Consider the following 14974-nt stretch of genomic DNA (forward strand, 5'->3'; position numbering starts at 1 on the left):
CAAGTAACTTGGACCAGTGTTGATCATTTAGCATTGTTCGAGGCATAGCGAGTGTAAAATTGGGTTTGGCGATTTAATTTTACTATCTCGCTATTTTTTTAATCAACAAATGTCAACAGACCCTAATGAAATCGATTATGAAGAATGTATTCAATCAGCAGTAGCTAGCTATGTTGATGAACAACAACAAAGATATAATTCTATGTTTGCAAGTCCCTTTAAAGAAATTTTTTGTACATGTCCAGAATGTTGGAAAAATACGTATTCTATAGATGAACGCGTCTGCTTTAATTGCGAGCATCACGCAAAACATACGTGCGAAGTATGTGAAGTAAATCTAATCGGCGATGAAATTAGTTTTGGGCATAAATTTTGTAGTGGATGCCGCAATAGATTAGAAAAAATAATGAGTGAATAATTTATATAAACCTCTCCCTAACCCTCTCCTAAAAGGAGAGGGAATATTCCGATATTAATTTAATAATGGATTCTCCCTCTCCCTTTGGGAGAGGGTCGGGGTGAGGGTAATAAAGGCATAAAAAAAGCCCCTACAACGTAGAGGCTTTTTCCAATCTTAATCTAAAAATTAAGACACTTTATCACCAGCTTTAGCACCCGTTTCAGGTGAAATCACCCAAACACCGTCGCCATTACCCGCAGCTAAAACCATCCCGTTTGAAATACCAAAACGCATCTTACGTGGTGCAAGGTTTGCCACCATGACTACTAATTTGCCTTTTAAGTCTTCAGGTTGGTAGAACTCACGAATACCGCTAAACACGTTGCGCGGCTCAGCTTCGCCGACATTTAAAGTCAATTGAAGAAGTTTATCCGAACCTTCAACGTGAGCTGCTTCTAAAACTTCAGCCACACGCAGGTCAACTTTCATAAAGTCTTCAATGCCAATGATTTCAGCTTCGCCGACTTTAGGCTCAGGTTTCTTTTCAGCTTTCTTCTCTTTTTTCTTTTCCGCTTTTGGCGCTTCAGCAGGAGCAGCTAAAGAGTCTTTAGATGCATCGACCATTGCAGCCACTGCTTTTGGATCTACACGCTGCATCAATGGTTGGAATTGAGCAATTTCATGATCCACCAAAATCGTTTTGCCTGAAGCAAAGTCGAAAGATTCAAGTTTTAAGAAGCTCTGAACTTCTGCTGCCAATGTAGGAAGTACTGGTGCAAGGTACACAGCCAATTGACGGAACAAGTTGATGCCGACAGAACATACATCATGTACTTGTTGTTCTTCGCCTTCAATTTTCGCAAGTGCCCAAGGCTTTTTCTCGTCGATGTATTGGTTGGCTTTGTCAGCAAGTGCCATGATTTCACGGATCGCCGCAGAGAACTCACGTGCTTCATATTGAGCTGCGATTGACGCACCTGCATCAATAAAGCTTTGCACCAACTCAGGCTCTGCACAAGTCGCAGAAAGTTTGTTATCAAACTTAGTATTGATGAACTTGGCACAACGGCTTGCGATGTTCACCACTTTACCAACAAGGTCGGAGTTTACTTTCTGAACGAAATCATCAAGGTTCAAGTCAGAATCTTCAACTTTGTCAGAAAGCTTCGACGCGAAGTAGTAACGTAAGTATTCAGGGTTTAAATGCTCAAGATACGTTTCCGCTTTAATGAACGTACCGCGAGATTTAGACATCTTCTGACCATTTACAGTCAAGAAACCGTTGACGAATAAGCTTGTTGGGGTGCGGTAGTTTGCCCCTTCAAGCATTGCAGGCCAGAACAACGCGTGGAAGTAAACGATGTCTTTACCAATGAAGTGATACACCTCATTTTTAGAATCTTTTTTCCAGTAGTCTTCAAAGCTTAGGTCAGGACGTTTAGTCTTGATGTAGTTTTCAAAGCTAGACATATAACCGATTGGTGCATCGACCCAAACGTAGAAGTATTTGTTTGGCGCATCAGGAATTTCAAAACCGAAATAAGGCGCATCACGTGAGATGTCCCAATCAGACAGACCTGCTTCAAACCATTCATCAAGTTTGTTGGCAATTGACACAGGCAGACGGCCTTCGTCTCTTGTCCATTTTTGCAGGTATTCACCAAAGTTTGGCAGTTTAAAGAAGTAGTGATCTGAAGATTTTTCTACAGGTGTCGCACCGCTCAAAGTCGATTTTGGATTGAGTAACTCAGTTGCGTTGTAGGTTGTACCGCACACTTCACATGAGTCGCCGTATTGGTCTTCCGCTTTACATTTCGGGCATGTACCTTTAATGAAACGATCCGACAAGAACATTGCTTTTTCAGGGTCAAACAATTGCGTCACAGGGCGTACAGCAATGTTGTCCGCTTCACGGTTCTTAATGTAAATCTCTGAAGCGCGTGCTTGGTTTTCAGGGCTATTAGTTGAGTCGTAATGGTCAAAGTCAACTCTAAAGCCAGCAAAGTCACGTTCATGTTCTTTTTGCACATTGGCAATTTGCTGTTCAGGCGAAATACCATTGGCTTCCGCACGTAGCATAATCGCTGTGCCGTGAGCATCATCCGCACATACATAAGTCACGTTATGACCCATTGCACGCATGGCACGAACCCAAATATCAGCTTGGATATAACCGAGTAAATGACCCATATGAATTGGGCCATTCGCGTATGGAAGGGCGTTAGTAACTAAAATATTACGCACGGATATGACTCTCTCATTCGTATTTATGCAATGGGCTGTAATTTTACATGAGATAGCCAGTACTTGCACAAGGGAATAGGTGAAATCTTTGCAAAAGTAAAAAAATCTATATTGCTGACACAATTACAGTGATAATAGGGCATAACTGTGATGCCTAAGAGTAACAAGCCCATGTATGAAGATGACTATGAAGACGATCAGCCAATCACTCGTATTCCTCAAAATGAACAGCGTCATAAATTGGGGCATCACATTATCAAAGATGCGCAGCAATATTTAGAACAGATTTCTGCAGATGAGCATGCCTTACTGATTCAAACCCTGCGTCATTTGGCACAAGATGAGCCTTACTTCGATATTTTGGCCGATGAATTAGATCAGCCGGTAGAAATGAAAGTAGCGAATGATGCTTTAAATTTATTGTATTTTTGGCAACTGCTTCATCAACATGAAAATGATGCAGACTTTGATTTTCTGAATGTCATCAATAGCGAGTTTTTCCAAACTGAAATGTTGAAAGCCTTTGATGCTTTGAATATTGGTGAACATAAAGCAGCGCGCCGTCAGGTACTTTTAGATGCGTTTAAACTGTATAAATTAGACATTCATGCAGGCTGTATCCCAGTGTTATATGCACAGCTTGAAGGCATCTTGACAGACGTGCTGATTCAAACGGGTTTCTTAAGTCAAAATGGCACTAAATTTGTCGATGTCTATAAAATTGTACCGGGGCTTAAAGGCAGTGAAATTAAAAGCCTTTGGCACAAATCTAAAATTGCCAATGAGTTAAATCCGTATTTTGCCGAATTGGCGGCCTATCAAATGGATAACAGCTCTACCGTAGCGATGACCCGTCATAATATTTTGCATGGTACCGATGTCGCGCATTTTAATCAGGGACGGAGTTTTATCCTGTTTATTTGGCTGTTTTCCGCAGTGAGCTTTATGAGTACGGTCAGCAAATAAGTTTCATTTCAAGAGATCAATGCATCAGAATGGTGTTGGTCTCTTTGCATTACATCACCCTTTAAAATTAAAAGCTTAGAGTAAAATCGACCATGCATATTTGCATCAAACCATTGTAAAAATAGGCAATCACATGGCGTTTTCCTGTGGTTGATTTGTTTCTAAATGCGTCTATTTCAGGTATCTGCTTCAAATCGCGTTATAACTATTGTTAGACAATAACTGAGAACAGGGTGAGCGATATGACAACAGAAAGCACATTAAATGATTTAAAAAATAAAGCATCAGAACTCGGTGATGATTTACAACTCAAAGCCAAAGAGGCGCAACTTGAAGGCGAAAAAGCACTCGATGGTGCAAAGCATAAAGTTGAAGAGCTCAAGCTTGAGGGTGAAAAAGCCTTAAATGAGGCCAAACATGAACATGCAGAACAGCATGCAGAACAGCATGCAGAAACCAAAGACCGTCTAGAGCAGTTAAAAGCAGAAGCGAGTCATAAATTTGATGAAGCCAAAGTCAAAGCAGCTGAACTTAAACATGAGGCTGTCGAAAAATTTGATGAACTGAAGGTGCAGGCGACAGAGAAATTTGACGAGTTAAAAAAGAAAGCCTCTGACACACTGCATAAGTTTAAAAAAGATGACCAAGCTTAATTGGGTCTAATGAAAAAAGCCGCTCTATCTTGAGCGGCTTTTTTAGGTTTCATTGCTTTAATCCATCTAAATTTTCAGTCTTAATATTTTTGACTTGATCATCGACTACGGTAATCACGTAGCGCATATTGGCAATTTCATAGGTGTAATCTACCGCCAATTTTGCAGGCTGATTTTTCTCTTGCAGCGGATAAGACACCATTTTCATCGGAGAAGCTTGCATACGCGAGCGCATGAGATCGAGGCTATCACCAATCGCCACAGTTTGTCGGTCAGGTGTTTGAATGGCTTCAGTCGCAATTTCTGCATAGGCTGCTGAAGTCAGGAGCATCAAGGCGCATAAAGTCGTTTTATACACAGACTTCTTATACATAGTCTTCCCCATTTTTAAAATTAAAAGTACAAAATGTGCCTTTAGATTGCACATCCATCGCTTTGATTATTCTGTTGAAACGACTGAAATATAAACTGAAATTACGCTGAAAATGTATGGTTGATATGTAATCAATTCAAATTTAAAGGCTTTGGTTTAGCCGCAAAAATCAGTTGCAGGTGCATTTTTAAGCGTCACACGTTAGAAAAATTGTTTGAAAGCTGACTAAATTACTCAACTTTATAAGCTTATAGGGATAAGTCATTCATCTCCCTCTTACTCTGGGGCAGATGAACAGGTAAACTATCGCTATTATCTTTTGATGTTCCTGTTTGGAGACAACATAATGTCGTGGCTTTCTTCTCTAAAATCTGTGTTTTCACCCTCCCAAGAGGTGAAAGAGGAGGAAATCCAACAGGTTTTACAAAACTATGTACTTCCCAATTCGAATAATGCCTTAAAAGACCGTATTACTCAGGTGAATGTGCAAGGTCAGATCTTACAGATCACGATTAATACCTTTCCTTCAGAAGCCGATGACTTGCAAAAAATCCATGATGATTTGGCTGATGCGTTAGAAAAATGCGGTATTAACGAGCTGAATATGCATGTGATTCAACAAAAAACAGGGCATAAATCTGAAGGTGGTTGTGGTCATCATCATGCAGAAGGCGAAATTTGTTCTAGCCAAGAAAAAGCTGAAAGTTCAGCTGCAAAAAGTCAGTTACCTCCAGTTGTGGATGCGTCTGCGAAAACACCTGAAGCACCTGCCGAAGTTGATCCGAATAATCCACCGATTCAAAAAGCGGCTCCACAACAGCGTGATGTACCGAAACATCCACGCATTAAAAATGTCATTTTGGTGTCATCTGGTAAAGGTGGTGTGGGTAAATCGACCACCACTGTGAATTTGGCGCTCGCATTACAACAGCTGGGTTTAAAGGTTGGGGTATTAGATGCAGACATCTATGGTCCAAGTATTCCAACGATGCTCGGCAATGCAGGCCGCACGCCGATGATTGAAGCTGAGCAATTTGTTCCTATTGAAGCATATGGTATGGCTGTGCTTTCAATTGGTCACTTAACTGGGGATCACAATACGCCAGTGGCTTGGCGTGGGCCGAAAGCGACAGGGGCGTTAATGCAGCTCTTTAACCAAACTTTATGGCCTGATCTGGATGTATTGGTCATTGATATGCCACCAGGCACAGGTGATATTCAGTTGACGCTTGCACAGCGTATACCGGTGACAGGTGCTGTGATTGTGACGACACCACAAAACGTTGCATTAATGGATGCGACCAAAGGCATTGAATTGTTTAACCGTGTACACATTCCCGTGATGGGTGTGGTTGAAAATATGTCGACTCACATCTGTTCAAACTGCGGGCATGAAGAGCAAATCTTTGGCACAGGTGGTGGCGACCAACTTTCAGCCCAATACGACATTCCACTCTTAGGTCGTTTACCGTTGAACGTACAAATTCGCGAAAATGCCGATGCAGGGAAACCGTCGGTAATTGCTGGTGATGATGCTGCTGAAAGCTACATGGCGATTGCACAAAAAGTTGCAGATGCATTACCTCAGGCTGAAAAAGATAAAAACCGTATTTTCTAAGGGTGAACTGAAATTTAAGTTGATCGTATTAAAATCTGGCCTCGTGCCAGATTTTTTATAACGTGGTATTGGGAGTGTTTGAAAATTATGAGTACTGAACTTTAGACATTCAACGATGTCTATGAATTACACATCTAAAAAACGATTTGCACAATTTCTTATTTTTCCTGCGATTATAAGCCGTCTGCCAAGGATAAAATTCTTGAGGCATATCAAAGGATGTCGCGTTTGTACTTAGTTTTTACAAAATAGCTTTCACGATATTTCTATTATTTTGGCTAGGATCAATTCTTTGAACGGCAGTAACTGTACAAACGCATTGTGTCTTAGATTTTTTGCCAAATGTCCTCTGTTACAAGGGGCTTAGCATTGAAAAAATATAGAGGAACAAATAATTTTAAATATTATTTGAAGTCATTAAAACCCACCCATCAAATGAGGGTACGCCTTAGTCTAAGAAATTAAAAAGCCCGGTAATTACCGGGCTTTTTAATTGGTTTTTTAGGAGGAAAGAGACGGGTTTGCTTTACGTTTAGCAGTGATAATATTCACCGTAATTGCGATGATGACCATGATAATGCCTACAATATCTGTAATGGTTTCTGGAATAATCATACACAGCGCACCCACACCTAAAAAAATACGCCAGAACCAGTTGAGATAAGTCTTGAAATAACCTTCAACTGCGGAGCCTAAAGCGAGAATTCCTATCACTGAAGTGACAGTAATACTCACTATAGTTGTCCATGCAGGAAAAGCAAATTCTCGAGCATTGACTGCAACATTGGTGGTATCAATCATCAGCATGGCAGGGTTATAAACGAATAAAAATGGAACAATAAAACCAGCAAGAGATAGTTTTAAGGCCTGAAACCCAGTGCGCATTGGATCACCGCCTGCAATTCCTGCGCCCGCAAAGGCGGCAAGGGCAACTGGTGGGGTGATGTTTGCAAATAAACCAAAATAGAACACAAACATATGCGCGACTAATACAGGGATATCAAAGTTTGCGAGTGCTGGTGCTGCCATGGTGGCAGTAATGATATAGGCCGGAATAGATGGAAGCCCCATGCCTAAAATCATCGATGCAATCATGGTTAAAAATAAAGTGAGAAAGAGACTACCTGCACCTAAACTCATAATTGAAGAAGTCATTACTGAACCAAAACTTGTCAGACTTACTACGCCGATAATAATACCAACGACAGCACAAGCAGCCATCACAGATAATGATTGTTTGGCTCCATCAACGAGCGCATCTAAAATATCTTTTACGCCCATTCGTGTTGATTTTCTTAAAGCTGCTACAAAGATGGTCAGGACGATGGTGTAGACAGCAGCATAGCTCACAGGAATATTTTGAAATAAGAAAAAGACCAGTGCCAAAATTGGAATAAGTAAATGTCCACGCTCTTTTAGAACTTCTTTTACTTTTGGTAAATCAGCTTTAGGTACGCCTTTCAGATCATCTTTACCCGCACGGAAATGAACTTGAGCCATGACGCCAAGGTAATACAATAAAGCAGGTAATAAGGCGGCTAGTGCAATTGTGCCATAACTCACGCCAGTTGTTTCGGCCATAATGAAGGCACTCGCACCCATGACTGGTGGCAAAATTTGTCCACCAACGGATGCACTGGCTTCAACGGCACCAGCAAAATTCTTGTGATAACCAATCTTTTTCATCAATGGAATAGTAAATGAGCCTGTACCAACAACATTGGCAACAGCAGTGCCATTAATACTGCCCATAAATCCACTTGAAATTACAGCAACTTTGGCAGGCCCACCTTGTTTATGTCCAGCCAGCGCCATGGCAAGATCATTGAATAATTTCCCCATACCTGATTTTGCAAGAAAAGCACCAAAAAGGATAAATAAGAAAATAAAGGTGACGGATGCACCAATTGCCGAAGAATATAAGCCTTCTGTTTTTAAATACATATGTCCGAAAATGTCGCTGATTGTATAAGGGCGAGTAAGTAATCGATCTGGCATCCAATCAAAGTGACTGATAAATGTATAGGTCAGGAAAATTAAACTTAAAATGGGCAACATCCACCCCATGACCCGGCGAGTTGCTTCTATGACTAATACCACACTCATAATTGCAAACGCGATATCTAAGGTATTTGGAATACCACCTCGAGTGGTCATAATAGATTGATATTCTTTCCATAAATATAAAAAACTGAAGATGGAAAGCAAAGCCAAGAACCAATCGAGAAGTGAAATATGCTGTCGGGAGCTTGTTTGACGAGCTGGATAGAGTAAAAAAATGAGTGCTAGGCCAATAGCGACATGGGCTGCACGCTGTATTAACTCAGGTAAAGGATTAAACGTAATAAATAAATGAAATAATGAATAAAAGATCGCTACAAATGCAACAAAGTAGGTAACAGATTTGCTCATATTGATTCGAGTAACAGATTCCCGATCAAATTTTTCTAATATGGCTTGTTGTTGTTTCTCATCGAGTTGTTCTAATACAACTTTATCTTCTTTGGAATTCATAGGCATTCTCCAATCCACCAAGACTTCCATTTGGGTTGATATTGAACCGAGATGTTGACCAAACTATAGTCTGGGTAACTTTGAAAAATAGACCAAATTTTTTGGTCAGCGAGGATCGTGCCTTGCATATTTCTAGAAATCACCCAGTTGATTTCATCTATATTTTGATTGACCCGCATTCTAATCACACCATTTTTTTGAAACTCAATGGGATAATTTGAGGGTGTACCTGCACCAAATGAAATCAAATCGGTGTGGCGCAGTAAAAACTTATTCTTTTGACGCTGATATTGTTCAGACCAAGCCGTCTTTTCTACTGAATGCTTCCACTGTAAATCAAATTGATCAGTTGAAATTTTGCATATATCAGTTTCAACTCTAACCTGCGTATACAGTGTTGGATAGCTAGCATAGATTAAGAAGAACAATATAAAAAATGCAGTATAAACTGCATTTTTTTGAAGCTTATTATTTTTTAGCCACTTCATCATAGTAGCGTTTCGCGCCTGGATGTAGAGGCGCTACAAGGCCTTGTTGAGCACCTTCAAGCGTGATTTCTGTTGCTGCTTGGTGTGAAGTTGCCAATTGAGGCAAACTGTCAAAGAAAGTTTTTGTTAGTTTGTAGACATCATCATCCGATATATCTGTGCGAACAACTAATGCATTTTTAATTGCGGCAGTTTGAATGTCCGCAGTATTGCCATATGTGCCTTTTGGAATAATCATCGGTAAGAAATAACTTTGATCTTTAGCTATTTCTTTGACTTTATCTGCATTGATTGAAACCAACTGTAGATCAAAGCTTTGTTGAAGTTCCATGAGTGATGAATTTGGAATGCCACTAGTCAGGAATGCTGCATCAAGCTTGCCACCTTTTAAAGCATCAGCGGCTTCAGCATAGCCTAAATAATCAACTTTAATATCTTTATAGGTGATTCCAAAACCATTCAACAGTGTACGTGCATTTACTTCTACACCTGAATTTTGTGCACCTACAGCGATACGTTTACCTTTCAAATCTTCGATATTTTTGATCCCTGATTTTTTAGAGGTTACGATTTGTACGTAGTTGGGATAAAGCGCTGCGACTTGGCTGACATTCTCAACTTTACCATTTGCGAAACTTCCTGTTCCGTTCAGTGCTTCTGTTAAGCTGTCACTCATAACAAATGCCATTTCAACTTTATTCTGTTTCAGAAGGTTTAAGTTTTCGACGGATGCACCTGTAGTTTGAGTCTTAGAATTTACACCAAAGGTTTTGTTATAAATTTCTGCAAGACTTGTCCCAATCACATTGTAAGGTCCTGATGCCCCACCAGTTGCAATGGTTACGAACTTGGTTTGAAGTTTGTCAGATGTAGCAGTTTCTGCGCTTTTTCCTTCCGTGGTATTTTTTGAAGTAGATTGATCATTTGAGCAAGCAGTAATACACGCCAAAGTAACCGAGAGTAACGTGAGTTTTGTCCATTGGTTCATAGAAACGTCCTTTTACACATAAATTTTGAATATTGATTTGATGAGTTTTAATTTTAATTTCCACTACTCAATTGAACATAACTTAATCAATTATTTTTGAAAAGTATTTTTTTTTGATTTTTTAGTCTCCAATAAATAATGGTTATGCGTAAGAATGGCATGGAGCTATATCGTTTATTTTAATAATATTTTGTTACGTGTAAAAACTGTAGGGTATACATGGAATCATGTGAAATTTCTTTTATAAATATAAGTTCAAGATATTTCTTTGAATTGTAAGGTGCTCTGAATGACTGTTCAGCTAAGGTTTTGTTTTTCTATTTAAGTTACTGAATTTATAATTAAATAAGGAGTTTTTTATAAGCATTTCTATTTTTTATTTTGCTAATACGAAACAACTGAATTAATCTTCGCGGATTAAGTTTGAGGTCAAAGTATGATTTCATGGTTTTTTATTGGTCTAGTTATCAGTATTTTGTTAACGCCGGGACCAACCAATACGCTACTCGCATCTTCGGGTATTCAAGTTGGGCTACGTAAATCATTCCGACTCATTCCAGCGGAAGCCTTTGGTTATCTTATTTCGATTAGCCTATGGGGTTTTCTCATTGGTAAAATTTCCGTACATCTGCCTTTACTGCCGACCATTTTAAAACTGTTTAGTGCTGGCTATATTCTATTTTTGGCTATGCGATTATGGCGTACAGCAACTGTTGCTGAAAATTTTAATCAAAAGGGCATTCGTGCACGCGAACTCTTTGTTGCGACGTTATTAAACCCCAAAGCATTATTATTCGCATCTGCGATTTTTCCTGCATTGGCTTGGCAAAATGCGCAGTATTATGTAGCTCACATGCTGATCTTTTTGTTGTTGATCGTTCCTATTGCATTTTTTGGACCTTCCTTGGTTCAGTTTTGGCATCGAATAAAATTAGTTGGCTCAATCAAGCCAATTTACAACGAACAGCATCGCTAGTCTTGGTTAGTTTTTCGATACCACTGAGTTATTCTGCGATTTTAAAACTTTAAATTGATTTGAAAATGACTAAATCCGCTTAGTTCGGCAAAGCTTATTTTCATTAAGTTGGATTTCAGTTAAAGTACCACGCAATAATTGATTTAAGTTTTTGGATAGAGATAAATGGCTATTAAGTCTGATCGTTGGATTCGCGAAATGAGCGAAAAACACGGCATGATTGAACCGTATGCAGAAAACCAAGTCCGTTATGATGAAAATGGCGAAAAGCTTATTTCGTATGGCGTGTCGAGCTATGGTTATGACGTGCGCTGTGCTCGTGAATTTAAAGTCTTTACCAATGTTCATTCAGCAATTGTTGACCCTAAAAACTTTGACGATAAAAGCTTTATTGATATCGAATCAGACGTTTGTATCATTCCGCCAAACTCGTTTGCACTAGCACGTACAGTCGAATATTTCCGTATTCCACGTAATGTGTTAACCGTTTGTTTGGGTAAATCAACCTATGCTCGCTGCGGTATTATTGTCAATGTGACGCCTCTTGAACCAGAGTGGGAAGGTCACGTGACTTTAGAATTTTCGAATACAACCAACTTGCCTGCACGTATTTACGCGGGTGAAGGTGTCGCACAAATGTTGTTCTTTGAATCAGACGAAGTGTGTGAAACCTCTTATAAAGACCGTGGTGGTAAATACCAAGGTCAAACCGGTGTGACTTTACCGAAAGCTTAATCCTTCGGATTTAGTTTAAAAAAAGCGGGCGAATTAGCCCGCTTTTTTGTTGGGTCATTCATCGGAAAATAGACCATTCGGTGGGGAAGTTTTTGCAATTGAGTAATTATTCAGCATAATAAAAAGTTAAGTGACTGGTCTATCACAAGTCTCCATTTAAGGAATAAATGGACAATAACATCAAAGCCAGTTCTCAGGAATAAATATAAGAGAGATGCAGAGCATCTGATAAAAGGAAGGTCGAGATGACTCAATTCACCCAGGCTAAGTTATTCCGCCAGAGTTGCTTAGCAGCCGCAGTCAGCATGTTTGCTGCACCAACTGTTTATGCGCTTCAAGATTTATCAGATGAAGCACTTTCAGCCACAACAGGTGAAGGTGTTGCACTCACTTTAGAAAATTTCAAAATGGTCTTTCAAGGGCCAAATGACCGTTCTACGGCTTCTAGTTATGCGTCTGGTATGGTTGATCCAGGGAAAAACGATACAGGTTTTATTCGGATTATTCCTACTGGTGAAAACTATGAACAATTAGGGCAGCGCGCTTACGATAAAATCTACAAAGCAGCCTATGTTGATGCCTATCAGCAAGGCCGAGTTACAGGCTATAACGGTGTTTATGACTCAACTTTTACAAGTTCAAAAAGCACCTATGAGACCAATAATGCTACACGTATAACCAATGAAACCATCGCAACATATTCAACAGAATATCGTGGCCGATTAGTACAGTCTTATCTTGAATCGCCAACGATGCAGGCATATTACAATCAGCGTTATGCAGATTATAAAGATGGTACTATTATTTCGGGCTTAGAAACTGATGGAACAACAAAGAATACGTTGACAGCAGGTCAGGATAATAAATCTAAAGAATATGCACTGCAAAATACGTATGAGATGATTGAGTTACTATACGGAAGTAATAGTACGGGTAACTTACCGACCTCTTCGACTTTTTATAAAAATTATGTCTCAGGAAAAATTACACGTTCAAATATTATTGATACAACAAAAGATGCTCAGTTAAATGCCAAAGCGGCAGAAACCCTCAATCAGTTGGCAACTGACTATGCCAAGCTTGAAGCTCAAAAGGCAAGCGATGCAGCATTAGCAACGGTGAAAAAAAATGCTGAGATTACAGCCAAACAAATTGCATCTACTGCAACCGTATCGAGCCTCAGATCGAAAGCAGATGTTTTTATTTATGGTTTAGCATTATCCAATAGCAAAGACAAAAATGGAAAAAGTTCATTAGCGACGCGCTATACAGACCAAGGGTTTAATTGGGGTACAGCAGAAAACCCGTGGCTTTTTCATGCAGGAAATCAAGATGTTGAACAATTTGCGAAAGATAATAAGGGGAATGTTGGTTACTTAGCGATTGAGGCACCATTAAAAAAAATTGCAGCAGATGATGCATCCAATAACATCAAACTTGGTTTGTGGATGGATGTATTTTCACGGTCTTTGAATTCAAGCAATGTTGTTGATGCGATTACCGGTGCGCCGACCAGTGGCTTGGATAAAGACTATCGTTTACGTACTCAAATTGTTGCGAATGGTTTGAGCTTCAATGGTTCACAAGTTCGAATTTTTCAAACCCTAAAATCAACCAATACCAATTACAACCAAACCTTGGGTTTAGCCAGTCTAATTCGTATTAACACCAACGATCGTGCTGAATCACTCAGTATTAATGATAGTGATTTGGATGCACGTGGCATACGTATTAGTACAGCTGCACGCTCTGAATTGGATGATGGTACTGCAGCGACACCAGCTATGGATCGGTCTGTCGCTCCGATCTTCCATGAAACGGAAGGTCTATACTTATATAGCCCAAACATCAATTTAGTTTTAGGAAATATGTATCAGCCCTTTATTGTGGGGTCGGAAGGTCGAAATATTATTTTGGAAGTAACACGTATTCCTAACGTGCCTTCAATTTACAGTAAAATTTATACCTACTATACAGATATCGCTGGCAATACCACAGGTACATCAGGCTTAACTGCTGCAGACTTTAAAGGATCAACCTGTAACGTCTATAGTTGTGGCACGGAGTTAAAAGCAAACTCTTCAGATGCGACAGCACTATATCAAGGACGTAATGCAACACACAGTAGCATTGCGATCGGTACAGTAGAGCGCTTGCCTGGTAATCTGTTGAATGCAAAAAGTACGGATACTGCGACAGGTGTAGTTTTTAAAGGTGTCAATGGACAAAGCACGAACTTAGGATCTGTTGCCATAGATGGCGTCTTGATTCAGCACTTAAAAATAAGAACAACAGGGCTGTAGGAGAAATTACATGTATAAAATTTTATGCGCTGTTGTTTGTGCTGCACTGACACAAACTCATGCAGGTTTAGTGTCGATGGATAATAGCGAACTTACTGCTGCAACCGGTCAAGGGGGAGCAGATTTGAGTTGGACGCTTTCATTAAACCATCAATACGCCAATGATATGTCGAAAAACAACATTTCTATCATGGATGCGAATGGTAAAACGACTCAAGCTTTTTATGGATATCAATGTTCATCCAATGAGTTTTGTCGCTTAGCACTTGCACCCAATAATCATGTGGATGCAAATGGTAATAAGAAATGGTTGGTGTTTAAACAGTTTCAAGGAACGTTACAGATCGATCAATTTTCACTAGATGGTGTGACGATTATCAATCGTGAAGGTAATCCGCAAACGGCTATGCAGTTAACATTTTATGATGACAAGCCATTAAAAATCAGGAATTTAGGCTTTTCTACGTTGGCGGTGGAAACAGGTACGACAGGTAAGGAAGGTTATGAGAATACCAGTACTTATACGACCTATACCGAAAAGAAAGCTGATGGAACAACTTCAACTTTAGCTGTGCCTGATTTTGATCGTGGTTCAGAACAAGGATTTATGGGTGTTAATGTGCATGGCAACATGCACATGAGTGGAAAGTTAAACATCTTCAGTTTTAACTGCACTGGAAATGGTGCAGGTCGCTGTTAATCAGCTGTGACTGAAT

At 39.7% G+C, this 14974-nt stretch carries 12 protein-coding genes and 1 pseudogene; 8 read left to right on the forward strand and 5 right to left on the reverse strand.

From position 1 onward, the window contains the following. Positions 1-109 precede the first annotated feature (109 nt). On the forward strand, positions 110-418 hold the full coding sequence (locus tag FTV04_RS06780) for a hypothetical protein (RefSeq protein ID WP_180089101.1): 309 nt from the start codon (positions 110-112) through the stop codon (positions 416-418). Between the two features lie 168 nt (positions 419-586). On the opposite strand, the gene metG is transcribed toward FTV04_RS06780, so the two are convergent. Beyond that, positions 587-2644: a methionine--tRNA ligase gene (gene metG, locus FTV04_RS06785; RefSeq protein WP_180089102.1), complete on the reverse strand. Its 2058-nt coding sequence runs from the start codon at positions 2642-2644 to the stop codon at positions 587-589. Positions 2645-2815: 171 nt separating this feature from the next. Here metG and FTV04_RS06790 point away from each other — a divergent pair, with 171 nt between their 5' ends. Both FTV04_RS06790 and FTV04_RS06795 read left to right on the forward strand, forming a co-directional pair. Continuing rightward, a complete protein-coding gene (locus FTV04_RS06790) occupies positions 2816-3610 on the forward strand; it encodes a hypothetical protein (protein WP_180007599.1) in 795 nt (264 codons plus the stop codon). Positions 3611-3852: 242 nt separating this feature from the next. Next, on the forward strand, positions 3853-4263 hold the full coding sequence (locus tag FTV04_RS06795) for a hypothetical protein (protein ID WP_180089103.1): 411 nt from the start codon (positions 3853-3855) through the stop codon (positions 4261-4263). A 49-nt stretch (positions 4264-4312) separates the two neighbouring features. Here FTV04_RS06795 and FTV04_RS06800 read toward each other — a convergent pair whose 3' ends face one another. Continuing rightward, positions 4313-4636: a hypothetical protein gene (locus FTV04_RS06800; protein WP_180039686.1), complete on the reverse strand. Its 324-nt coding sequence runs from the start codon at positions 4634-4636 to the stop codon at positions 4313-4315. Between the two features lie 346 nt (positions 4637-4982). Between FTV04_RS06800 and apbC the strand changes: the two genes are divergently transcribed. Further along, on the forward strand, positions 4983-6254 hold the full coding sequence (gene apbC / locus FTV04_RS06805; RefSeq protein ID WP_180089104.1) for an iron-sulfur cluster carrier protein ApbC: 1272 nt from the start codon (positions 4983-4985) through the stop codon (positions 6252-6254). Positions 6255-6755: 501 nt separating this feature from the next. Here apbC and FTV04_RS06810 read toward each other — a convergent pair. From FTV04_RS06810 to FTV04_RS06820, 3 genes are read right to left on the reverse strand one after another with little or no spacing between them, the layout of a single operon-like run. Then, positions 6756-8768, reverse strand: a complete 2013-nt coding sequence (locus tag FTV04_RS06810; protein WP_180034517.1) for a TRAP transporter permease — start codon at positions 8766-8768, stop codon at positions 6756-6758. Then, positions 8765-9259, reverse strand: coding sequence for a DUF1850 domain-containing protein (locus FTV04_RS06815; protein ID WP_227591861.1), 495 nt, complete (start codon positions 9257-9259; stop codon positions 8765-8767). The genes FTV04_RS06810 and FTV04_RS06815 overlap by 4 nt, the downstream gene beginning before the upstream one ends. Continuing rightward, positions 9237-10244: a TAXI family TRAP transporter solute-binding subunit gene (locus FTV04_RS06820; protein ID WP_168379308.1), complete on the reverse strand. Its 1008-nt coding sequence runs from the start codon at positions 10242-10244 to the stop codon at positions 9237-9239. The genes FTV04_RS06815 and FTV04_RS06820 overlap by 23 nt, the downstream gene beginning before the upstream one ends. Positions 10245-10680: 436 nt before the next feature. Between FTV04_RS06820 and FTV04_RS06825 the strand changes: the two are divergent. From FTV04_RS06825 to FTV04_RS06840, 4 genes and pseudogenes are all read left to right on the forward strand, one after another. Continuing rightward, a pseudogene (locus FTV04_RS06825) lies at positions 10681-11273 on the forward strand (LysE family translocator). Between the two features lie 112 nt (positions 11274-11385). Next, positions 11386-11955, forward strand: a complete 570-nt coding sequence (gene dcd / locus FTV04_RS06830) for a dCTP deaminase (protein WP_005008040.1) — start codon at positions 11386-11388, stop codon at positions 11953-11955. 245 nt (positions 11956-12200) lie between these two features. Further along, on the forward strand, positions 12201-14258 hold the full coding sequence (locus FTV04_RS06835) for a hypothetical protein (protein WP_180089105.1): 2058 nt from the start codon (positions 12201-12203) through the stop codon (positions 14256-14258). 10 nt (positions 14259-14268) lie between these two features. After that, positions 14269-14958: a hypothetical protein gene (locus FTV04_RS06840; RefSeq protein ID WP_180089106.1), complete on the forward strand. Its 690-nt coding sequence runs from the start codon at positions 14269-14271 to the stop codon at positions 14956-14958. Positions 14959-14974 lie beyond the last annotated feature (16 nt).

Source organism: Acinetobacter sp. YH12219, assembly GCF_013417875.1.
GTDB lineage: Bacteria > Pseudomonadota > Gammaproteobacteria > Pseudomonadales > Moraxellaceae > Acinetobacter > Acinetobacter amyesii.